This is a genomic window from Fusobacterium sp. SYSU M8D902, from assembly GCF_040199715.1.
Classification (GTDB): Bacteria; Fusobacteriota; Fusobacteriia; order Fusobacteriales; family Fusobacteriaceae; genus Fusobacterium_A.
Window position 1 is genome coordinate 16,392 of sequence record NZ_JBEFNA010000006.1, and the last position, 22,461, is coordinate 38,852.

The window sequence follows — 22,461 nt, forward strand, 5'->3', positions numbered from 1 at the left end:
GTGGTATAGTTTCCCATACCACTCTCTTTTATTACTTATCAAATTTTACTTCTGCTTCTGCTACGATCATATTTACAAATTCATCTAATTTCATTGAAACTTGCTCTTGTGATCCTCTTCTTCTTACATTAACTTCTCTGTTCTCAACTTCATTTTTACCTATGATTAATTGAACAGGAACTTTGTATTTTCCATTAGCTTCTCTAATTTTGTAACCTATAGATTCAGCTCTATCATCTAACTCAACTCTTATTCCTTTTTCTAATAAGATATTGTATATCTCTTTTGCATATGGAACTGTTTCATCACTGATAGTTAATAGTTTTACTTGAGTAGGTGCTAACCATAATGGGAAAGCTCCAGCATAGTGCTCAATTAAGATTCCAATGAATCTCTCTATTGAACCATACACAACTCTATGTATCATAACTGGTCTATGTTTCTCTCCATCTTCTCCTATATAGCTTATATCAAATCTCTCTGGTAAGTTAAAGTCTAACTGGATAGTTCCACATTGCCAAGTTCTTCCAATAGCATCTTTAATTTTGAAGTCTAATTTTGGTCCGTAGAATGCTCCATCTCCAGGATTTAATTTATATGGTTTTCCAATTTTATCTAAAGCTCCTGCTAGTGCTGATTCAGCTTTTTCCCAAATCTCATCTGATCCTATAGCTTTTTCAGGTTTAGTAGATAGTTCTATATGATACTCGAATCCAAATAATTTACTATAGAACTTATCAATTAAGTTTACTACTCCTATAATTTCACTCTCTATTTGCTCTGGAGTCATAAAGATATGAGCGTCATCTTGAGTGAAACATCTTACTCTCATAAGTCCATGTAATGCTCCTGAAAACTCGTGTCTATGTACAGTTCCAAGCTCTCCACATCTAATCGGTAAATCTTTATATGAGTGTAATTGGTGTTTGTAAGTTATTACTCCTCCTGGACAGTTCATAGGTTTGATTGCAAATTCAGTCTCATCTATTGTTGATGTATACATATTTTCTCTATAGTTAAACCAGTGTCCTGAAGTTTCCCATAACTCTTTATTTAGCATAATTGGTGTCATTATCTCTGTATATCCAGCAAGTGTATGCTCTCTCTTCCATAGATTTATAAGAGTATTTCTAATAGCCATTCCTTTTGGTAAGAATATTGGGAATCCTGGTCCATACTCACTCATAAAGAATAACTCTAACTCTTTTCCTAATTTTCTATGATCTCTCTTCTCTGCCTCTTCTAATAGTGTTAAATAATCTTTTAATTTTTTCTCATCTGAAAAAGCAAATCCATATATTCTTTGTAACATCTTATTGTTTGAGTCTCCTCTCCAATAAGCTCCTGCTACTGATTTTAATTTAAAAGCTTTTAGGTATGAAGTAGAAGGTACGTGAGGTCCTCTACATAGATCCATAAACTCACCCTGTTTATAGAAAGATAACATCTCACCTTGAGCTATCTCTTTTATTATCTCTACTTTATACTCTTCTCCTAACTCTTCAAAATGCTTTATTGCATCCTCTCTAGTCATCATTATTCTTTCAATTTTTTCGTTCTCTTTAACAATTTTTTTCATTTCAGCTTCTATTTTAGCTAAATCTTCCTCTGTAAATTGAACTTTTGGATCGAAATCATAATAAAATCCATTCTCTATAGCTGGTCCAATTGCAACTTTTGTTCCTGGAAAAAGTCTCACTACTGCTTGTGCCATAAGGTGAGCTGTAGAGTGTCTTATAACCTCTTCTCCATCTTCAGTATCAGGAGTTATAAACTCCACCTTAGCTTCCCCGTTTAATAAAGTTGACATATCAACCAATTCATCATTCACTTTAGCAGCTACTGATTTTTTAGCTAGTGAATTGCTTATACTTTTAGCTATTGTAAATAAGTTTACTTCTCCTTCAAACTCCTTTACATCTCCACTTGGTAATATCGCTTTCATAATTTTTCCTCCTATTATATCATCAATTTTTCATCTTTTAATCTACTATATCCTCTACTTTCAATCCGTCAAACATATAGGTTTCTGGCTTAGTTTTCTTATCTACACCAGTATCAGCACCTATACCAAATATTGGATTGCTTGGGAAGGTTAGAAGTGTAAATTGAAGAGCTGCTCTCCACTCATAATCTCTAGCACTTAAAACATACTCTTTCTCAAATGCCAGTGACCATTGATAGTATCCCATCTCTTTTCCAATCTCTATTCCTAATCCATCTAAAGATGATTTTCTAGCTCTCTCGTCACTACTTTGTTTTATCTCTCCTGTCAGATCTTCATAGAACTTAGCATAAGTTTTTAAAGTCCAACCTTCACTTGGTTTACCAATCTTCGTTACTAGGCTTATCTTATGTTCTCTATCTACTTTGCCCCATTCTTTGGCTTTAACACCTTTTTTATCTCTCCAACTAGAATTTTCCTCAATTTCATATCCTATACCAAATCTATTTTGTGAATAGAATACTCCAGCTTGTATCTCTTCAAGAGAGTCCCAGTAGTCCTCTGTCATCTTGTATCTAGCTTCGTTTCTCTGTAACATCAAATTAACTCTGAAATTACGTTTATACTCTGCCATATTTGTAAAATCATCATAGATACTTCTATTCAATTTAAAATCTACATGATTTCTCTCTCTATTTCTCAATATATCTCTAACTCTATATATCTCTTGTGGAGTCAATGAGTTAGAATCCTTATCAAACTCTATCTCTGCATATCTTCTCAACTCATCATCACTAAATCTCTTATCTCTATATTCATAGTTAAATGAGATTATATCTGAGTTTTGAAGGTTATATCCTAAATTACTATCTCTAGCACCTTTTTCATTGTGGTTATAGATCTCATAAGTCGCTCTATAGTAATTCTCTACATCTCCACCATCTAAGAAAGATACTCCATAAATTTGGTTTTTAACATCTAGCTCTTCCTCTGGTGTCTTATAGTTTCTTCTATTATCTCTACCTTCACTAAAATCTAGTCCTAATCTATTATCTCCAAAAGTATATTCATATGAATAGGTATTCAATCTAATTTTTTCTTTAGCATTATCTATATTCAATCCATTGTTGTATTTAGGATCTATATCCCAAATTTTTGAATCTATACTATTGTTTTGATAAGACAATCTATGATCTCCTAAATAGTAAGTCACACCATAGTCTCTAAAAGTGTAGTAGTTATAATTCTCTTTATTTAAAGTCTCATCTGTATACTTTTTATCTTCACCATAATTTAAAACTAATGATTTATCTCCATCTATTTTAAATTCTAGATCATTTTTTACAACTTCATTATTTAATTTGTTAGTAGCTGGATTTTCTGCTCTTTTGTAATCTATAGTATATATAGTTTCAGTGTTCCCAACTGTGGTATTAATACTATCCTTCACTTGGTATATATTATCTTTATTTTTTAATCTTATATACTCAGCACTTCTTCCATTAGTATCTTCACCAAAATTTACACTTCCAGAATCATAGTCATATCTTTGATAAAATAACGTCAAATTATTAGCCATAGATAGATCTATAGTTCTATCTCTATTCTCTTCGTTATTAAATACAGTCATTGTATGATTTAACTTCAATTGAGTTCTTAATGTAGAATCCTCTCCACTAGCAAAATTTCCTTTTCCATTATTGCTATATGGATTGTAACCACTGGTATACTTATCGTATCTAAGTCCTCCAAACAGAGCAATCTCTCCAAAGTTATCTAAAGAGATCTCATCTCTTTGAGCACTCACTTCATAGAAATCTGAATTATTAATATATTTTCTATATCCATCAGCTGTATAAATTCCGGTTCTATCCCAGAACTCCTCCTCTGTCTTTCCACCAGCAAAAGTAAATTTAGTAGTATCATTGAATATATCTACATAACCTCTTTTTTGCTCAAAATTGCTATAAATAATATCTTCAAATCTATTATACTGCTTACTTCTTTCATTTCCTTTTATAACTTTTTCTCTCAATGGATCATTATCAAGATTTAGCTCTCTGATCTCTGAATAGTAATCATACCCTGGCTTTATCTTGTAATCCCCTATAAAATCATACTCTCCAAAAGATACTCTCAAATCTTTTGTATCAAACTCATTATACTCTTTTACCATACTTGGAGAATAATCAGCTTTAAATTTACTACCATACATACTATTGTATTTAAGTAGGCTATCCAACTTCGGATCTCTCTCCCAAAGTCCAAGCTTTCTAAATCTATCTCCGTTTTTCTCATCATAAGAGAATCCTACTTTAGTTTCCTTATCTAAGTATTCAAAACCAAAATCCTCTGCTCTAGATTGAGTATCATCAAATGTTGATCCTGGATCCATATCGTATAAATAATTATAGTATCCACCTATTTTATAGCTCTTATTGTCTTTATATAACTCCACCTGACTAAATAGATCGTTATCTATACTACTTCCATAAGATACATCATCTATATCATCATATACCATTAAAGCATAAGCTTTTTTATCATCAGTTAATTTCAACTTACTCTTTAACGTTATATCCTTATCAGCACCTAGATTTTTTAAATCAGCATCCATACTGAAAAAACTCATAGTTTTAGTCAGATCAGGTCTTACTCCCTCTTCCTCTTTCGCTCCAAATCTATTGTTGTTTGTATAGTCTACTACTATATCTTCCAACCTAGGTATCATATTATAAGTTGCATTTATAGTGTTAAAATACAGTTTCCCATACTCAGCATCATATTCGTGAGTATAGTTCACTCTGTATCTTTTCTTTTTTTCTTCATGCTCTAAATACTTTCCAGCATCTTTCATAGGATCTAATTTACTTGTATCTAAACTCTTCTCCTTAGAATGAACTAACCAATCATCTACATCCAACTTCATAGTTCCAAAGTTATCAGTTTTATACCAGTTCTCCCATCTACCTACCAAAACACCCATAGTATCAGCAAATTTCGGAGCAAATCCACCTATATACTTATCTCCTCTATCTCCATACAAAAATCCCCAAGAAACATTCCAACCATAGTAGTCGTCTGTTCCCCACTGAGGAAACAATGGTACTTGTGAACCTTGTCTTATATTAGCTCTATACCAAGGAAATCTAAATGGTAGTCTACTTTTATCTCCAAGAAAGAAATCACTATTTTTTAAAGTAATTTGCTTATCAGGCTCTATTATTATATTTTCAGATAAGAAATGATATCCTGCATCATTTGGATCTTTCGTTTTCATTATGTTAAAATCCGTTGTAAGCCATCCATCATTTATGAAAATTTTATTATCTTTATACTGAATCTTATCCCCACCAAAATATATATTATTATTTGGTGCTTCAGCTCCAGTTACTTTAGAGACATCTAAATATCCAAAATTTTTATAAAATTCCCCATCTGTTCCTGCAAGTGATACATTCCCACCCTCTAATGACTGTAGGCTCAAGTCTCCTACCTCATTAGAAAAAAGCGTTTGAAGTTCTCCATTCACATAAGCTCTATTCTTTTCAATATCTCTTCTTATATCATAGGCCTTTAGTTCTAAATCTCCCTGTTTTAAATTTATTCCATTTTTTGATTTTAATGTATTATTTAATAGGTCGATCTCTACCTCATCTGTTCCTGCTAATATTGCCCCTTCTCTCTCTTTTTTCAATTCGATTTGAGTGGCTGAAGAAGATAAATTTGAAACTGCTGGAATCTCTTCCAGTTTTATTCCAAAAACTATATATGATACAACTACGAATGCTACTGCTAATCTTATCCTATCCCTCATAATCTAATCCTCTCTGCAAACTGAATATTATTAGATAATTATACCATATCTTTATTTATTTTGTCTAAAATTTATTTAAAAGAATAAAATAAAAAGAAGAAATCATCTCTAAAATCATATTTTTCATATGTTTAGAAACGATTTCCCTCTCTTTAATTTTTAATTTAACTATCAAAATCAAGAGCTCTATCTATCTCAATTCCCTTAATTTTTCTCTCAGTTCCTCTTTTGATTTCATTCCATTTAATTGGCATATTCTACTTCCTTCACCAAAAAATATGGTTACGGGAACACTAGTTATTCCAAACTCATAGGCTAAGTTTGGGTTTTCATCAACATTTACCTTGAATACTTTTATCTTTTCTTCTGTAGATATTGTTTCTAAAATAGGAAGTAACATCTTACAAGGACCACACCACTCTGTTACAAAATTAAGTATTACTAACTCCTCTTCACTATTCAAGTATTCAGAAAAAGTTGCGTCATTTAAGTTTATTAACCTATTCAATTCTTCCTCCTAATTTCTGATAATGTTCAAAACTCTTAATTTTAGTAGTCAGAAATTGTTTCTTTACATTGTACAATATTTTCAAAAAAAAGCCAAGCTTTAATTATATAATTTTGCTAAGATCTGGATTTTTCTAACTCCCTCTCTTACACCTTTTATCACTGCCACTGATTTTCCAGTATCACCTATCAATAGTGCCCCTACTAGAATCTCATTTTTAAAGAAAAATTTTCTATAGATATTTTTCTCTGCATTATAGTCTACAACTGTCTCACCTGAATCAGTTATATTTCCAATAGAAAGAAGTTGTGTATTCATTCCTTCAAAGCTAAGTGGTTGTATCTGCTCACTATAAATTTTTTCTTCACCACAAATATTAGCACCTACAATTTTTCCTTGTTCCATAGCTACTTGCCACAATCCTATTATCTTTCCATTATATTCAGCTATATCTCCACAAGCGTAGATATCTTTTATAGATGTTTCCATCTTCTCATTTACTATGATACCTCTATTTACAGCAATCTTAGTAGAAAGCATAAATTCTTTGTTTGGAGCAATACCAGCACTGATTATAACCAAATCAGCATCTAATTCAACTCCATTTTTCAACACTACTTTCTCTACACAATCGCTACCTGCAAATCCTTTAATCTCTACTCCTGTCATAATATTTACTCCAGAAGTTTTTATCAATTTTTCTAATAACTCACTACCTTTTTCATCCAATTGTCTTGGAAGAACTCTTGGCATAACTTCTAATACAGTTACATCTAAACCTAAATTTTTAAATCCCCAAGCAGCTTCAAGTCCTAAAACTCCTCCACCTATCACAACTACTTTTTTAGATTTTTTGGCTGTATCAATTATATCATAAGTTTCTGCCATCTCTCTTATAACTCTAACATTTTTTAGATCTTTATTTTCAAATGGTGGAACAAAACATCTAGCTCCACTAGCTATTACTAAAGAATCATAATTCAATCTTTTCCCACTAGCCAGCTCAACAAATTTCTCATCTGTTGCTACAGAGATAACCTCCTCTTCAAGTAGTAGTTTGATATTTCTCTCAGCATACCAACTCTCTTTTTTTATCAACATTCTCTCCATAGGAATCTCATTGTCTATTATCTCTGTTAATCTTGTTCTGTAATATGGTAGATATTTTTCTTTGGAAATTATTGTTATTCTAGCTTTTTTATTTCTACTAGAAACTGCATCTGCTGCATTTACAGCTGCAACTCCACCTCCAATTATTAATATATCCACCTCTTTTTCTATTGAGTTTTCTGATACCTCTACCTCTACCAATTCAAAAAGCTCCTGTCCAACTCCACATACTGGACAACTAGACGGTTTTTTGTCATAGTCAAATAATTCATCACAAACTGTACATCTCCACTTTTTTACTAACATAAAGTTCCCTCCATTTGAATTTAAGTATCATAATTTATTTTAATTTTATTTACAAACTACTTAACAATTCTTGCTTAATCTCTCTTCTCTTTCTCTTTCTGCTTGAGATTTATTTACATAAAAAGGCTCTAAAGTATATAGATTATCTTCAGTTCTTGTAATTGATAACTGTCCTGCTATTACAGCTCTTGGGATTGAGTTAGCTCTAGTAACTATTTTAGCATCTTCTCCTAAAATCTCTTTGATTATACTCTCATATGCTATAGCACCATCTCCACAAAAAATTGGAGTCTTTCCTTTTAAGTTTTCTAATAACTCTCTTATCTCCCCATCTTTATAGTCACTCACTCTTTTTAATTCACTATTTTTTTCATATATAGAGTAGTATACTCTCTCTTTTCTCGCATCTATTAATGATACAATCTCACCTTGAAATCCCTCTATATTATTAGCTAATAGATCTAGCTCATTTATTCCAACAATACTTTTTTCTGTTCCATAACATAAACCTTTAGCTACAGCCACTCCTATTCTTATTCCTGTAAACGATCCTGGTCCAACTGTTATAGCTATTCTATCCACATCATTTATAGTTAATTTTGTCATTTTAAATAGATTATCTATCATTGACATTATAACTGCTGAGTGATTTATCTTAACATATATATTTAACTCTCCTATCACTCCAATTTTATCATCATAAAGAGCTACACTTCCTATCTTTGTAGCTGTATCAATGGCTAAAACCAACATACTCCAACATCTCCTTATCTTTCATTTCATCTCCTATATACTGTAATTCCACTTCTCTAGTATTTTCAGTATGATAGTTTATTTTAATCTCAATATATTTTTTAGGAAGCTCACTCTCTATTATATTAGCCCATTCAATCAAAAGGACTCCATCACTATTTAAATAGTCCTCATAACCTATCTCATATATCTCCTCTGCTTCACCTAAACGATATACATCAAAGTGGTATAGTGGTAATCTTCCACTTAAATACTCTAATACATAGTTAAATGTTGGACTTTTTATCTGCTCCTTCACTCCCAAAGCTTTAGCAAATTTCTGTGAAAATGTAGTTTTTCCAGTTCCTAAATCACCTATAAGAGCTATCACTGTATTTTCACTAGAAAAATCAGCTAACTTCTCTGCTAATCTATCTAGCTCTTCAAAAGTGAGTATCTTATTCATCATTTCCTCCATCATCTTTAAATTGTATTTTATTTACTATATTAGTAGTTGATTTTCCCTCAACAAAGGACAAGATTCTAACTTCACCACCATTTTTCTCCACTGTAGCTGTCTCTGGTAGCTCCTCCTTTTTATAATCTCCTCCCTTTACATGTATTGAAGGCTTTATTTTCTCCAATGTCTCTATAGGTGTAAGTTCATCAAATATCAATGTAAAATCTACTGCTTTTAATCCTGATAGCATCTCAGCTCTATCAATCTCATTATTAATTGGTCTAGTTGGACCTTTTAACTTTCTTACTGAGCTATCTGAATTAACCCCTACAATTAATACATCCCCCTGTTTTTTAGCATCATTTAAATATCTTAAATGCCCTACATGTAAAATATCAAAACATCCATTTGTAAACACTACTTTTTTACCTTGAAGTTTTAACTCTTCTATCACTCTTGCAGCTGTTTCTCTGCTTAATATCATCTTTAACAACCTCCTGTTATCCAACTATTTTCCTCTATATTATATCACTTTTTCTTAAGGTTAGCTATACTTCTGTATAAACTCGTATATAATTTCTGCTGTAATTCCCCAAATTACCTCTTCTTGATAATTATAAAAGTATACATCTCTAAAATACCCAGTCCAAGAGTTTCCATACCTTTTAGGTAGTTTCAACTCACTAGGTGAAAACATAGGTATATTTTTCATCTCTATCTTTTCTATTCTCGGTTCATTCTCCTTAAAAAATTTAATTGGAACAAATAGGAGTTTCTCCACTTCACTTGTATTAAATCTCATCTCTTTTACATTTTTTATATTTAGTTGTCCAACATAGATATCTAGTAACATTCCTCTTGGTGTAATCAAACTACCAAATTTTCCCAGTATCTCTATCTTCTCTCTATCTATACCTAACTCTTCATAGGTTTCTCTACAAGCTGTGGTTTCTGTTGTTAAATCTGCTACATCATACTTTCCACCTGGAAATGAGATCTCTCCACCCTGTCTTATCTGTGAGGCTCTCTTCTCTAATACTATATACTCCTCTCCCTCTATCACAACCATAGCTATAAGAACTGCAGCTACAATATACTTCTCTTCTCCTATTATTGCATTCTTATTATCTGATAATAACTTCAAAAGTTTATTCTTCATATTTTCCCTCTTCAATCATTTTATATATAAATTTTATCATTTATATGTTACAAATTAAAGTGTTTATACAATTATTTTTCAAATATTTTTTGGACATAAAAAAAAGAGAAATACCTAGTATCTCCCTTTTTTATACATTAAAAATATTATTTTATCATACTTAAAAAATATTTATGTATAGATAAATCCTCAGTTAATTCTGGATGAAAAGATGTAGCAAGCATATTTCTCTCCCTCACTGCAACTATTTTCCCGTTAACTTTAGCTAAAATCTTTACTCCTTCACCAACAGTTTCAACATAAGGAGCTCTAATAAATGCCATTTTTATTTTATTCTCCATACCATTAAAATCTCCCAAGTATGAAAAACTACCTAATTGTCTTCCATAAGCATTTCTTCTTACTTCTATATCCATAGTTCCCAAATGACAAGTTTTATCATTATATAAATTTTTAGCTAATAAAATCATTCCAGAACAAGTTCCAAATACTGGCAATCCCTCTTCTATCATTCTTTTCAATTTCTCTAAAATTTTTAATTCTCTTAATAATTTTCCCATAGCAGTACTCTCTCCACCTGGTAAAATTATTCCATCTATATGATCTAAGTCCTCTTTAGTTTTCACATAGATATTTTCAACACCTAATTTTTCCAATCTCTGTCTATGCTCTAAAAAGGCTCCCTGTAAAGCTAATATTCCTATTCTCATTTTAATAACCTCTATCAGCCATTTTTTCATTTTGATTTAAACTATAAACATTTATTCCAACCATAGCTTCTCCTAAATCTTCTGATATTTCTGCCAATATTTTAGGATTATTATAATTTGTGACAGCTTTTACTATTGCTGCAGCTCTTTTAGCAGGATCTCCAGATTTAAATATCCCTGAGCCCACAAAAACACCATCACAACCTAACTGCATCATTAAAGCCGCATCTGCTGGAGTAGCAACTCCTCCAGCTGCAAAATTTACAACTGGTAACTTCTTATTTTCATACACATACTTTAATAACTCATAAGGAACTCCTAATTCTTTGGCTATATTATATAGTTCTGATTCAGCCACTGAACTTATTCTTCTTATCTCTTCATTCATTCTTCTCATATGTTTGACAGCTTCAATTATATCTCCTGTTCCTGGTTCCCCCTTAGTTCTTATCATGCTAGCTCCCTCTTGTATTCTTCTAAGAGCCTCACCTAGATTTTTTGCTCCACAAACAAAAGGAACTCTAAATTTAGTTTTATCTATGTGATATCTATCATCTGCTGGAGTTAAAACTTCACTTTCATCTATATAATCTACCTCTAAAGCCTCTAATATTTGAGCTTCAACAAAATGTCCAATCCTTACTTTTGCCATAACAGGAATTGAAACTGCTGCTTGAATCTCTTTTATCATTTTAGGATCTGACATTCTTGCTACACCACCAGCTTTTCTAATATCTGCCGGTACTCTCTCTAAAGCCATTACTGCACAAGCTCCTGCTTTTTCTGCTATAATTGCTTCAGCTGGAGTAGTAACATCCATTATAACTCCACCTTTTAACATTTGTGCCAAGTTCTTATTTAATTCATGTCTTTCCATAATAATCCCCCTTTATTTTTTTTGAAAATTTTATTATAATTAAGATACAAGTATTAATATAATCTACAATTTTATTATTACATATTAAATACATAAATTCAATTTATTCATCTAAAATTGTATCGGTACACTTTTAAATGGATAAAGAAATAAATTAGTAAATAGGAGTATAAATTTATGGATAAATTGATCTTAGAAGATGGTGATACCCTTTATCTTAAATTATATAATTTCTTAAAAAAAGATATTGAAAGTGAAAAATTGACTTATAAACTCCCTTCAATTAGGAAATTAGCTAAAAAATTTAAAGTTAGTAATTTTACTGTAATTAAAGCTTACGAATTATTAGAAAAAAATGCTTATGTTTTCTCTAAAAAAGGGAGTGGTTTCTATATAAAATATAATAGAAATAATCACTTTTTTTATCCAGAAGATTATATGATAAATGAAGAGTTTAAATACAATTATTTTACTGACAACTGTAACATTGATTTTTCTTCAGCTTCACCTAAAAGCAATTTTTTTCCTATAGATATTTTAAAAAGTACCATCAATTCTATATTAGACACTCAAGGTGAAAAAGCGCTTCTCTATGAGCTCCCACAAGGAAATATTGAGTTTAGAAAATGTATCTTAAAAACATTAAAAACTATGGATATAGAAACAAAACTTGAAAATATACAGATAATCTCTGGAGCTCAACAAGGAATCAATTTAATTAGCCAAGTTCTTATCCAAAATAATGATATCGTAATTGTTGAAGATCCCACTTATAAAGGAGCAATTAATAGTTTTAAAGAAAAAGGAGCAATAATCGAAAGAATTCCTCTTGATAAAGATGGAATTAATATAGAATTATTAGAAAACTTTTTAAAATATAACCAAATTAGACTACTATATATAATTCCTATATTCCAAAATCCTACTGGAATAACTCTATCTCAGGAAAAAAAATACAAACTTTTAAATTTAGCAGAAAAATATAACTTCTATATTATTGAAGATGATAGTAGCTCTGAACTTTATTTTAAAGACAAAATCTTTCCACTTAAAAGTTTAGATAATAAAGATAGAGTTATTTTTATAAAAAGTTACTCCAAAATTTTTATGCCTGGATTTAGAATAGGATTTATGATTGTTCCACCATCAATAGTTTCTGAAGTAATCAGAACAAAGTATTCTACAGATATTTCCACCTCTGGATTAAATCAAAGAATTTTTCAATATTTTCTAGAAAATAACATTTGGATGGACTATATCTTTAAACTCAGAAAAGAGTACTCTATAAAACAAGAGTTACTCTTTAATGAACTTTCAACAATTACAGAAATTAGTTTTAACAAACCTCAAGGTGGTTTATCTTTTTGGATAAAACTTCCTCCTAATATCACTGGAGAAGCCATATATTTCAAACTTATAAAAGAAGGTGTCAGGATTATTCCTGGTGTTGTTTTTTCTATAAATTATTCAACCTATTTGCGTTTAAGTTTTGCCCAATGTAATTCTAATCAAATAAAAAAAGGAATAAAGTTGTTTAAAAAAGTGCTTTCTGAGCTAATTAATATTAATTAGTATAGAAAAATAAAAGGATGTCACAAATTATTATTGTAACATCCTTTTTATTGATATTAGTTATTTAGTTCCAAATATTCTATCTCCACAATCTCCTAGTCCTGGATAAATATACCCTTCAGCTGTTAAACCTTGGTCTATTTTAGCTGTGTATATAGCTACATCTGGATGTTTATTTAAAAGTTTTGCAATTCCTTCTGGAGCAGCAACAAGACACATAAATATAATATCTTTTACTCCTTGATTTTTTAAATAGTCTATTGCATATACAGCAGATCCTCCTGTTGCTAACATAGGATCAACTACTATTACTTTTCTTGAAGTTATATCTACAGGAAGTTTACAATAGTAATATACAGGTTCTAATGTCTCTTCGTTTCTATATACTCCTATATGTCCAACTTTAGCTGTTGGCATAAGATCTAGTATTCCATCTGTCATTCCTAATCCAGCTCTTAATATTGGTATGATTGCCAATCTATCTTGTAATTCACAACCTGTTGTTGTCATAAGAGGTGTTGTAACTTCTTTATCTTGTAATTTTAAATTTTTTGTTGCCTCATATGTCATAAGTTTAGCAATCTCATTTAAATTTTCTCTAAATGATTTAGTGTCAGTATCTACACTTCTCATCAATGTTAATTTATGCTGAATTAATGGGTGATTAATCTCTATTACCGCCATGTCATTCCTCCTTAAATATATTTTTATAAAAAAAGTAGGATATTAACCCTACTTTCCTTTAATAAACTATTTTTTGATGCTATATTTTTTATTGAATTTGTCAACTCTTCCAGCTGCATCGATAAATTTAGCCTTTCCAGTATAGAATGGATGGCATTTTGAACATACTGCTACTTTAAGTTCGCTCCCTTTAGCATATGTTGATCTTGTTTCAAATTTTTCTCCACAAGTACACTCAACAGTTACTACATTATATTGTGGATGAATTCCGTTTCTCATATTTTCACCTTCCTACAAAAATTTTTCTTAATATCGAAGTTATTTTATCATACTTCTCAATTTTGTGCAACTATTTTTTGTTTGTTTCAAAAAAAAATTGTAAAATTTTAATTTATGAGCTAAGATATCTCTATGAATACATTTCAGGAGGAAAAGTGTGGCAAAAAAAATTTATGCATATTTCTTAGAAAAGGAAAATAAAAGTGGAATAGTTGAAACTTGGGATGAATGTAAGTTAATTGTATCTGGAAAAAAAGCGAGATATAAATCTTTTCCAACTATTGCAGAGGGGAAACTTTGGTTATCCAATGGAGCTAACTATGAAAAAAAAGCTGAAATAAAGAGAGAGATTCAAAAAAATCTTTCTTCTGGAATATATTTTGATGCTGGAACTGGTAGAGGTATTGGAGTAGAAACAAGGGTAACTGATGAAAGTGGAAAATCTTTATTACATCATAATACATTAGGATATCCAACTAATGAGTTTGATAATATCTATCTTGGAAAAGAAAAAACTAATAACTTTGGTGAATTATTGGGTCTTTTACTAGCTATTGATATTGCAACAGAATTAAATTATAAAAATATCTATGGAGATAGTAATTTAGTTCTCTATTTCTGGTCAAAAGGTATGTATAAGAGAGATAATTTGGCACCAGAGACAGTGGAGCTGATCTTAAGGGTTATAAGAGCTAGAAAAATCTTTGAAAACAATGGTGGAAATATTCACTATATTTCTGGAGATTATAATCCTGCAGATTTAGGATTCCACAGATAAAGGGGGAATTTTGGTATGGAGAATTTTAAGGTTTTTAGTAGTGAACATTTTTGGATAATTTTTTCCAATGTTTTATTTTTTATTTTTTTAATAATTATTGCTAACTTTTTTAATAAAAAACGATTTGCAAAAATCTCTGCAGTAGCAATATTTTTACTTAAAATCAGTGAATTGGTTTATAGATATATGTATAATAGTGAAAGTATCTCTCAACTTTTACCACTTCATCTTTGTAATATAACTCTAATTTTTATTATAATTATGATGCTCAGTGGTTCTAATACCTTGTTTCAACTCTGTTATTACTGGAGTTTAGGAGCTATTTTTGCAATCATTACACCAGATATAAAGTACTCATTTCCTAATTTTATGACTTTGAGTTTTTTCATTACACATTTTTATATATTATTTGCAGTGATCTATGCATATGTACACTTCAAATTTAGACCTACATTAGGTGGCTATTTTTCAGCTTTCTTTTCTATTAATTTAATAGCTTTGGGAGTGTATTTTATAAATGATAAACTTGGCACAAACTATCTATATATAAATAGGTTACCTTCGTTTTCATCTCCACTGAACTATTTTGGAGAGTGGCCTAATTACATCATTGTTGCAGAGTTAATATATATTATTATCACTTATATTGCTTATCTTCCTATGAGAAATAGATCTGTAAAGTTTAAAAAAGAGAGTTTTTATTAAAATATAAACATTTCTAAATCACTAAAAAACTACTGAAATTAGAATATTTTGGTAGTTTTTTTATTACTCTTCTACATCTATAATAATTTTTTATTATCATAAAATAAATAATTATAAATTTTACTAATATTTAACTGGACTATTTTTTATAAAAATATTATAATAACTCTGTTAATTAAAAATTTATAATAAGGAGAGTATTATGAGATCTTTTAAAGAGATTTTTAAGGCTTTGCCTGTGGCACTTACTGGTTTGGCTTTAGGAATATCAGGAATAAGTGGAGCTTTGTCTGCTATTTTTAATCCTGCTTTTTTGTATATTGGAAATTTTATTTCTTTAATGTTATTATTACCTATAATTACTAAAAACTTTTTACATTTTGATGTTTTTAAAGAAGAGTTGAAACACCCAACAATAGGAAGTTTTATCCCCACTTTAGATATGGCTCTGATGAATTTTTCTGTAGTGTTATATCACTTTTCCCCTGTTTTAGGAAAAGGTTTATGGCTATTATGTATAGTTTTACACTTTATATTTGGTACATCATTTATTTACCATCGTTGCAACTCTTGGAATATGCATCATATGATTCCAAGTTGGTTTGTTCCACCAATTGGAATAGTTGTAGCTTGTGTAAGCTCTTCATCTATGGGTATGCCATTCTTAACACAGATAATTTTCTATATTGGTTTTGTTTTTTATATAGTTATGTTACCATTGATGTTGTACAGAATAATTTTTGTAGAAAGAATTGATGATGCAAGACTTCCTACATTTGCTATTATGGCTGCTCCACCAAATCTATGTTTAGCTGGTTACTTGGTTGCTTTTAGTAGCCCTAATCCTACAATTGTAAATTTTCTTTTTCCATTAGGAATATTTATGACAGCATTAATATATATAGCAATGTTTAAAATTTTTAGATTAGATTTTACTCCAGTATATGCATCATTCACTTTCCCATTGGCTATAAGTTCTACTGCTATTTTAAAATATTCAAAATACATTAGTAGTTTTGATCTAGCTAGAGGAGAGTTTTGGTATGACTTTGCCTGTATAGCATCTATTATGGCTACTATCTTAATCTCAGGAATATTCATAAAAATGTTAATCTTTATTAAGAAGAATATTCTTGCTTAATTTTACATCCTAATTCATATTTTTTTTAAGGCTATTAGCCCTTTATTAGGGCTGATAGTCTTTTTAATTTGGGAAGAATTAAAATGGTTAGTTTTTCAATTTCTTGAGATTAAAATTTGAGTGTAAAAAAATAAATATCAATATATTCTTGACATTAAAGTAAATTATTGATATAACTAATAATATGAGTCCTATGGATAGACTAGATGTTTGTAAAAAGTTCAATAAATACTATTTTCTTTTTATAACTAAATGTGATTTTTATTAAAAAAACTTAATTTTTTTATAAAAATATGCTATACTATCGATAGGAAGAATCAATAGGATTTAAACAGAAAATATTTTTTGTTTCTAAATCTATCTGATTCTATATAGTAGTTAAAAACTGCTAGGTAAGGGGAGTATCAAGGGGAGTTTGCTTTTTCGTCCCAGTATAGGATTAATAACTTTAAAATTATACTAAATAAATTTTGAAAAAGTTATATTATGAGTTCAAGCAAAATAATGAAAGAGTAATTTTTTTTGTAGGAGGATTAAAAGAATGGAATTTAATATGCCTAAAACACATGAACTTTTCAGACAAATGATAAGAGAATTTGCTGAAAAAGAGGTAAAACCTCTAGCTGCTGAAGTTGATGAAGAGGAGAGATTCCCAGTAGAAACAGTTAAGAAAATGGCTGAAATTGGATTAATGGGTATCCCTATTCCTAAAGAGTATGGTGGAGCTGGTGGAGATAACGTAATGTACGCTATGGCTGTAGAAGAACTTTCTAGAGTTTGTGGTACAACAGGAGTTATTGTTTCTGCACACACTTCATTAGGAACTTGGCCAATTTTAAAATTTGGTACTGAAGAGCAAAAACAAAAATATATTCCAAAATTAGCAAGTGGAGAGTGGATTGGAGCTTTCGGATTAACTGAGCCAAATGCTGGAACTGATGCTGCAGGACAACAAACTACTGCTGTTTTAGATGAAGCAACAAATGAATGGGTTATCAACGGTTCTAAAATATTCATAACTAACGCTGGATATGCTCACGTATATGTAATATTTGCTATGACAGACAAATCATTAGGACTAAAAGGAATATCTGCTTTCATTATTGAAGAAGGAACTCCTGGATTCTCTGTAGGTAAAAAAGAGAAAAAACTTGGAATCAAAGGATCTTCTACTTGTGAATTAATATTTGAAAATGCAAGAATCCCTAAAGAAAACTTATTAGGACAAGTTGGAAAAGGATTTAAAATTGCTATGATGACTCTTGATGGAGGAAGAATAGGAATTGCTTCTCAAGCATTAGGAATCGCACAAGGTGCTTTAGATGAAACTGTAAACTATGTAAAAGAGAGAAAACAATTCAAGAGAGCATTAGCTCAATTCCAAAATACTCAATTCCAATTAGCTGACTTAGAAGTTAAGATCGAAGCTGCAAGACTTCTTGTTTACAAAGCTGCATGGAGAGAAAGCAACCACCTACCATATACAGTAGATGCTGCTAGAGCAAAACTATTTGCTGCAGAAACTGCTATGGAAGTAACTACAAAAGCAGTTCAACTACACGGAGGATATGGATACACTAGAGAATATCCAGTAGAAAGAATGATGAGAGATGCTAAGATTACTGAGATCTATGAAGGAACTTCAGAAGTTCAAAGAATGGTAATCTCTGGAAATCTTTTAAAATAGTTATTAAATAATTTAAGAAATTAAAAGTTCAGGAATTAATATATGGAGGATGCAAGATGAAAATAGTAGTTTGTATAAAGCAAGTTCCAGATACAACTGAGATAAAATTAGATCCAGTAACAGGAACATTAATTAGAGATGGAGTTCCTAGTATTATGAACCCAGATGATAAAGCTGGATTAGAAGAAGCATTAAGATTAAAAGATAAATATAATGCCCATGTAACTGTTATTACAATGGGACCACCTCAAGCTGAGGCTATCTTAAGAGAAGCTTATGCAATGGGTGCAGATAGAGCAATACTATTAACAGATAGAAAATTTGGAGGAGCTGATACTTTAGCTACTTCTAACACTATAGCTGCTGCTTTAAGAAAAATAGATGCAGACTTAATAATCGCTGGAAGACAAGCAATAGACGGAGATACTGCTCAAGTAGGTCCACAAATTGCTGAGCACCTTGATTTACCACAAGTATCTTATGTTAAAGAGATGCAATATGATGATAAAGACAATAGCTTAACTATAAAAAGAGTTGTTGAAGATGGATACTACTTAGTAAATGTTCAATTACCTGCTCTTGTAACTGTATTAACTGAAGCTAACGCTCCAAGATATATGAGAGTTAAAGGAATCGTTGAAGCATTTGATAAACCAGTTGAAACTTGGACATTTGATGATATCGAAATAAATCCTGAAATAATTGGATTAAAAGGATCACCTACAAAAGTTAAAAAATCATTTACTAAAGGAGCTAAACAAGCTGGTAAAGTATTTGAATTAGACACTAAAGAAGCTGTTGAATTAATTGTTGAAAAATTAAAAGAGAAATTTGTTATCTAATTAACAAAAAACCTTAATAACCTTAGGATAAAGGAGATAAGAGAATGAATTTAAATGATTATAGAGGAATATTAGTATTTGCAGAGCAAAGAGACGGGGTACTTCAAAACGTTGGACTTGAATTAGTAGGAAAAGCTAAGGAATTAGCTCAAACTTTAGACGTTCCAGTAACAGCAGCATTAATAGGATATAATGTTGGAAAATTAGCTGATACTTTAGGAGAATATGGAGCAGATAAAGTTATCGTTGTAGATCAACCTAAATTAGAATTATATGATACTGAAGCTTATGCTCAAGTATTTAAAGCAATAATTGATGCTAAAAAACCTGAAATAGTTCTATTCGGAGCTACTACTTTAGGAAGAGATTTAGCACCAAGAGTATCTTCAAGAATGAATACAGGACTTACAGCTGACTGTACTAGACTAGAAGTTAATGCTGAAACTAGAGGACTTGAAATGACAAGACCTGCATTTGGTGGAAACTTAATGGCTACTATCATCTGTCCTGATCACAGACCTCAAATGTCAACAGTAAGACCAGGAGTTATGCAAAAATCTCCTAAAGAAGAGGGAAGAAGAGCAGAAGTTGAAAACTTCTCTGTAACTTTAGATAACTCTAAAATGAAAGTAAAAGTTTTACAAGTAGTTAAAGAAACTAAAAATAAAGTTGATATTTCTGAAGCTAAGATACTTGTATCTGGAGGAAGAGGAATTGGATCTGCTGAAAACTTTGCAGCTTTACAATCAGTTGCTACTGAATTAGGAGCTACTGTATCTGCATCAAGAGCAGCAGTAGATGCTGGATTTATTGAGCATGATAGACAAGTTGGACAAACAGGAAAAACTGTTAGACCTGATATCTATTTCGCTTGTGGAATCTCTGGAGCAATCCAACACGTTGCAGGTATGGAAGAATCTGAATATATCGTAGCTATCAACAAAGATAAAGAAGCACCTATATTCAATATAGCTGACTTAGGAATTGTTGGAGATGCTAATAAGATCGCTGTTCAATTATTAGAAGCTTTAAAGAAAGCTAAAGAATCTAGATAATAGATTTAAAGCTGGTCAAATAACACTTGACCAGCTTTTTTTTATAAGTTATAATTAACTCTATAGGGAGATTAAATTTAAGAGCGCCAGAACTTTTTTAAGTTGACGAGGACTGGAGTTTATCGAAAATTCGGCGGATACTCCAGAGGTGGTTACAGCCATTACCAGTACAAAACTTTAAGATAACTTAGAGGACAAAGGGGTAATAAGTAACAATCTCCTATGAACATTAACAATTTAATATATAGGAGGATTTGTATGTGCGGAATAATCGGTTATGTAGGAGATGAAAGAAAAGCAATGGAGGTCATATTAGATGGACTTAATAAGCTTGAGTACAGAGGTTATGACTCTTGTGGTCTTGCTATTATCGAAAATGACAGTATCTTCATTGCTAAAAAAAGTGGTAAATTGGAAAATTTAAAAGATTTTTTAAAAGATAAAGAGGAGAGATCTTTTATTGGTATAGGTCATACTAGATGGGCTACTCATGGAAATCCTAGTGATGAAAACTCCCACCCACATTTTAGTAATGATAAAAGGGTAGCCATTGTTCATAATGGTATTATTGAAAACTATTTAGAAATTAAAGCTGAACTTATTAAAGATGGGTGTTCATTTACTTCTCAAACAGATAGTGAAGTGATTGCTCATCTTTTTTCTAAATACTACATTGATGATCCAATAACTACAATTTTAAAAGTTAAGGAGAGATTGAGAGGTAGCTATGCTATTGGAATAATTGATAGGGATAATCCTGAACAAATAATCTGTACAAGAAAGGATAGTCCTTTGATAATAGGAGTTGGAAAAAACAAAAATTTTATTGCATCTGATGTTCCTGCTATTTTAAAATATACTAGAAATGTGATATTCCTAGATAACAATGAGATAGCGATTCTAAAAAAAGATAGTGTTAAAGTTTTCAACTCTTTTGGAGTAGAAATTACTAAAGATATTATAAAAATAGATTGGGATATGGAACAAGCTAGTAAAAATGGATATCCTCACTTTATGCTAAAAGAGATTGAAGAACAACCTAGTATTGTAGAAAAAACACTGAATACATATACTGACAATTTAGGTAAAATTAACTTTAACTCCTCTTTAAATATTGATCTATCTAAGATCAAAGAGATCTATATAGTTGCTTGTGGAACTGCGTACCATGCTGGACTTCAAGGAGCACATTTTTTAAAAAATATATCTAAAATCAAGGCTGATGTTGATATTGCCTCTGAATTTAGATACAGTGATCCTTTCATAAATGAAAATACCCTTGTTATTTTTATCAGTCAATCTGGTGAAACATTGGATACTCTTATGGCTATGAAGATGTCAAAAAGTAAAGGAGCTCAAACTTTAGCTATCACAAATGTGTTGGGATCTAGTATTGCTAGAGAAGCAGATATGGTTCTATATACTACTGCTGGACCTGAAATCTCTGTTGCTTCAACTAAAGCTTATACAGCACAAGTTACCCTTCTTTACCTATTAGCTATCTATTTAGGTGAGAAAAATGGAGTAGTTGACAATGAGAGTTATCATAGTTATCTAGATATTATCTATAAACTTTCAAATAATATTGATCTCATTCTAAAAAAGAAAGAGGAGATAAAACTTATCAGTGGGTTTTTAAAAAATAAAAATGATGCCTTTTACATAGGTAGAGGAATAGATAGCAAATGCTGTCAAGAGGGATCTCTAAAAATGAAAGAGATAAGCTACATACATACTGAAGCTTTTCCAGCTGGTGAGTTAAAACATGGAACTATAGCCCTTATTGAAGAGGGTACACCTATAATTGCTATTGCTACTCAAGAGGATATGGTTGAGAAAATGCTCTCTAATATAAAGGAGTTAAAAGCTAGAGGAGCTTATGTTATAGCTATTACTAAGGAGAGATATACAAATATTATTGAAATATCTGATAATTTCATTACTTTTGAAAATATAGAAGATATAATTGCTCCAACTGTTGCTAATATAGCACTACAATTATTAGCTTATTATACAGCAGTAGAAAAAGGAGTAGACGTTGATAAACCTAGAAATTTAGCAAAATCTGTTACAGTTGAATAAAAAGAGGTGATA

At 30.7% G+C, this 22,461-nt stretch carries 20 protein-coding genes; 8 read left to right on the forward strand and 12 right to left on the reverse strand.

Annotated features, from left to right (window positions below; genetic code table 11):
• Positions 1–31: 31 nt before the first annotated feature.
• The 10 genes from thrS to pdxS all read right to left on the reverse strand — a co-directional run bounded on the left by thrS (position 32) and on the right by pdxS (position 11,624).
• A complete protein-coding gene (thrS, locus tag ABNK64_RS04045) occupies positions 32–1,945 on the reverse strand; it encodes a threonine--tRNA ligase (protein ID WP_349763561.1) in 1,914 nt (637 codons plus the stop codon).
• A gap of 37 nt (positions 1,946–1,982) precedes the next feature.
• The gene (locus ABNK64_RS04050; protein WP_349763562.1) at positions 1,983–5,762 is read right to left on the reverse strand and encodes an LPS-assembly protein LptD; all 3,780 of its coding nucleotides are present in this window, start codon (positions 5,760–5,762) and stop codon (positions 1,983–1,985) included.
• Between the two features lie 190 nt (positions 5,763–5,952).
• Entirely contained in the window at positions 5,953–6,270 is a 318-nt protein-coding gene (locus tag ABNK64_RS04055) for a thioredoxin family protein (protein ID WP_291256008.1), read from the reverse strand.
• 99 nt (positions 6,271–6,369) lie between these two features.
• Positions 6,370–7,686 carry an FAD-dependent oxidoreductase gene (locus ABNK64_RS04060; RefSeq protein ID WP_349763563.1) on the reverse strand — a complete coding sequence of 439 codons (1,317 nt, stop codon included), beginning with the start codon at positions 7,684–7,686 and terminating at the stop codon, positions 6,370–6,372.
• A gap of 60 nt (positions 7,687–7,746) precedes the next feature.
• Positions 7,747–8,439 (reverse strand): tRNA (adenosine(37)-N6)-threonylcarbamoyltransferase complex dimerization subunit type 1 TsaB, encoded by a 693-nt coding sequence (gene tsaB / locus ABNK64_RS04065; RefSeq protein ID WP_349763564.1) that lies wholly within the window; start codon positions 8,437–8,439, stop codon positions 7,747–7,749.
• Positions 8,420–8,884, reverse strand: coding sequence for a tRNA (adenosine(37)-N6)-threonylcarbamoyltransferase complex ATPase subunit type 1 TsaE (gene tsaE, locus ABNK64_RS04070; protein ID WP_291259054.1), 465 nt, complete (start codon positions 8,882–8,884; stop codon positions 8,420–8,422). The genes tsaB and tsaE overlap by 20 nt, the downstream gene beginning before the upstream one ends.
• Complete coding sequence (gene rfaE2, locus ABNK64_RS04075) at positions 8,877–9,362, reverse strand: D-glycero-beta-D-manno-heptose 1-phosphate adenylyltransferase (RefSeq protein WP_349763565.1); 486 nt, start codon at positions 9,360–9,362, stop codon at positions 8,877–8,879. The genes tsaE and rfaE2 overlap by 8 nt, the downstream gene beginning before the upstream one ends.
• A 60-nt stretch (positions 9,363–9,422) precedes the next feature.
• Positions 9,423–10,037 (reverse strand): NUDIX hydrolase, encoded by a 615-nt coding sequence (locus tag ABNK64_RS04080; protein ID WP_349763566.1) that lies wholly within the window; start codon positions 10,035–10,037, stop codon positions 9,423–9,425.
• A gap of 146 nt (positions 10,038–10,183) precedes the next feature.
• Entirely contained in the window at positions 10,184–10,747 is a 564-nt protein-coding gene (pdxT, locus tag ABNK64_RS04085; RefSeq protein ID WP_349763568.1) for a pyridoxal 5'-phosphate synthase glutaminase subunit PdxT, read from the reverse strand.
• A 1-nt stretch (position 10,748) separates the two neighbouring features.
• Positions 10,749–11,624, reverse strand: a complete 876-nt coding sequence (pdxS, locus tag ABNK64_RS04090) for a pyridoxal 5'-phosphate synthase lyase subunit PdxS (protein ID WP_349763569.1) — start codon at positions 11,622–11,624, stop codon at positions 10,749–10,751.
• 177 nt (positions 11,625–11,801) lie between these two features.
• Here pdxS and pdxR point away from each other — a divergent pair, with 177 nt between their 5' ends.
• Positions 11,802–13,196, forward strand: coding sequence for a MocR-like pyridoxine biosynthesis transcription factor PdxR (gene pdxR / locus ABNK64_RS04095; RefSeq protein ID WP_349763570.1), 1,395 nt, complete (start codon positions 11,802–11,804; stop codon positions 13,194–13,196).
• 60 nt (positions 13,197–13,256) lie between these two features.
• Here pdxR and upp read toward each other — a convergent pair whose 3' ends face one another.
• Together upp and rpmE are read right to left on the reverse strand one after the other, a co-directional pair.
• On the reverse strand, positions 13,257–13,880 hold the full coding sequence (upp, locus tag ABNK64_RS04100; RefSeq protein ID WP_349763571.1) for a uracil phosphoribosyltransferase: 624 nt from the start codon (positions 13,878–13,880) through the stop codon (positions 13,257–13,259).
• A 66-nt stretch (positions 13,881–13,946) separates the two neighbouring features.
• The gene (rpmE, locus tag ABNK64_RS04105; RefSeq protein ID WP_291256002.1) at positions 13,947–14,159 is read right to left on the reverse strand and encodes a 50S ribosomal protein L31; all 213 of its coding nucleotides are present in this window, start codon (positions 14,157–14,159) and stop codon (positions 13,947–13,949) included.
• Between the two features lie 157 nt (positions 14,160–14,316).
• Between rpmE and ABNK64_RS04110 the strand changes: the two genes are divergently transcribed.
• From ABNK64_RS04110 to glmS, 7 genes are all read left to right on the forward strand, one after another.
• Positions 14,317–14,937 (forward strand): ribonuclease H1 domain-containing protein, encoded by a 621-nt coding sequence (locus ABNK64_RS04110; protein WP_349763572.1) that lies wholly within the window; start codon positions 14,317–14,319, stop codon positions 14,935–14,937.
• A 15-nt stretch (positions 14,938–14,952) separates the two neighbouring features.
• Positions 14,953–15,642, forward strand: coding sequence for a YwaF family protein (locus ABNK64_RS04115; protein WP_349763573.1), 690 nt, complete (start codon positions 14,953–14,955; stop codon positions 15,640–15,642).
• Between the two features lie 202 nt (positions 15,643–15,844).
• A complete protein-coding gene (locus ABNK64_RS04120; RefSeq protein ID WP_349763574.1) occupies positions 15,845–16,783 on the forward strand; it encodes a TDT family transporter in 939 nt (312 codons plus the stop codon).
• Positions 16,784–17,324: 541 nt separating this feature from the next.
• Positions 17,325–18,470: an acyl-CoA dehydrogenase gene (locus ABNK64_RS04125; RefSeq protein WP_349763575.1), complete on the forward strand. Its 1,146-nt coding sequence runs from the start codon at positions 17,325–17,327 to the stop codon at positions 18,468–18,470.
• 56 nt (positions 18,471–18,526) lie between these two features.
• Entirely contained in the window at positions 18,527–19,312 is a 786-nt protein-coding gene (locus tag ABNK64_RS04130) for an electron transfer flavoprotein subunit beta/FixA family protein (protein WP_291255997.1), read from the forward strand.
• A 44-nt stretch (positions 19,313–19,356) separates the two neighbouring features.
• Entirely contained in the window at positions 19,357–20,367 is a 1,011-nt protein-coding gene (locus ABNK64_RS04135) for an electron transfer flavoprotein subunit alpha/FixB family protein (RefSeq protein WP_291255996.1), read from the forward strand.
• A gap of 258 nt (positions 20,368–20,625) precedes the next feature.
• Positions 20,626–22,449: a glutamine--fructose-6-phosphate transaminase (isomerizing) gene (gene glmS / locus ABNK64_RS04140; protein WP_349763576.1), complete on the forward strand. Its 1,824-nt coding sequence runs from the start codon at positions 20,626–20,628 to the stop codon at positions 22,447–22,449.
• The last annotated feature ends 12 nt before the right edge of the window (positions 22,450–22,461 follow it).

Coding starts and splice junctions, on each gene's coding strand:
- tsaB (WP_349763564.1), bottom strand. CDS start 8,439: ATGTTGGTTTTAGCCATTGATACAGCTACAAAGATAGGAAGTGTAGCT.
- glmS (WP_349763576.1), top strand. CDS start 20,626: ATGTGCGGAATAATCGGTTATGTAGGAGATGAAAGAAAAGCAATGGAG.
- pdxS (WP_349763569.1), bottom strand. CDS start 11,624: ATGGAAAGACATGAATTAAATAAGAACTTGGCACAAATGTTAAAAGGT.
- ABNK64_RS04115 (WP_349763573.1), top strand. CDS start 14,953: ATGGAGAATTTTAAGGTTTTTAGTAGTGAACATTTTTGGATAATTTTT.
- pdxR (WP_349763570.1), top strand. CDS start 11,802: ATGGATAAATTGATCTTAGAAGATGGTGATACCCTTTATCTTAAATTA.
- ABNK64_RS04050 (WP_349763562.1), bottom strand. CDS start 5,762: ATGAGGGATAGGATAAGATTAGCAGTAGCATTCGTAGTTGTATCATAT.
- ABNK64_RS04130 (WP_291255997.1), top strand. CDS start 18,527: ATGAAAATAGTAGTTTGTATAAAGCAAGTTCCAGATACAACTGAGATA.
- upp (WP_349763571.1), bottom strand. CDS start 13,880: ATGGCGGTAATAGAGATTAATCACCCATTAATTCAGCATAAATTAACA.
- tsaE (WP_291259054.1), bottom strand. CDS start 8,884: ATGAATAAGATACTCACTTTTGAAGAGCTAGATAGATTAGCAGAGAAG.
- rfaE2 (WP_349763565.1), bottom strand. CDS start 9,362: ATGATATTAAGCAGAGAAACAGCTGCAAGAGTGATAGAAGAGTTAAAA.
- ABNK64_RS04080 (WP_349763566.1), bottom strand. CDS start 10,037: ATGAAGAATAAACTTTTGAAGTTATTATCAGATAATAAGAATGCAATA.
- rpmE (WP_291256002.1), bottom strand. CDS start 14,159: ATGAGAAACGGAATTCATCCACAATATAATGTAGTAACTGTTGAGTGT.
- ABNK64_RS04135 (WP_291255996.1), top strand. CDS start 19,357: ATGAATTTAAATGATTATAGAGGAATATTAGTATTTGCAGAGCAAAGA.
- pdxT (WP_349763568.1), bottom strand. CDS start 10,747: ATGAGAATAGGAATATTAGCTTTACAGGGAGCCTTTTTAGAGCATAGA.
- ABNK64_RS04125 (WP_349763575.1), top strand. CDS start 17,325: ATGGAATTTAATATGCCTAAAACACATGAACTTTTCAGACAAATGATA.
- ABNK64_RS04060 (WP_349763563.1), bottom strand. CDS start 7,686: ATGTTAGTAAAAAAGTGGAGATGTACAGTTTGTGATGAATTATTTGAC.
- thrS (WP_349763561.1), bottom strand. CDS start 1,945: ATGAAAGCGATATTACCAAGTGGAGATGTAAAGGAGTTTGAAGGAGAA.
- ABNK64_RS04120 (WP_349763574.1), top strand. CDS start 15,845: ATGAGATCTTTTAAAGAGATTTTTAAGGCTTTGCCTGTGGCACTTACT.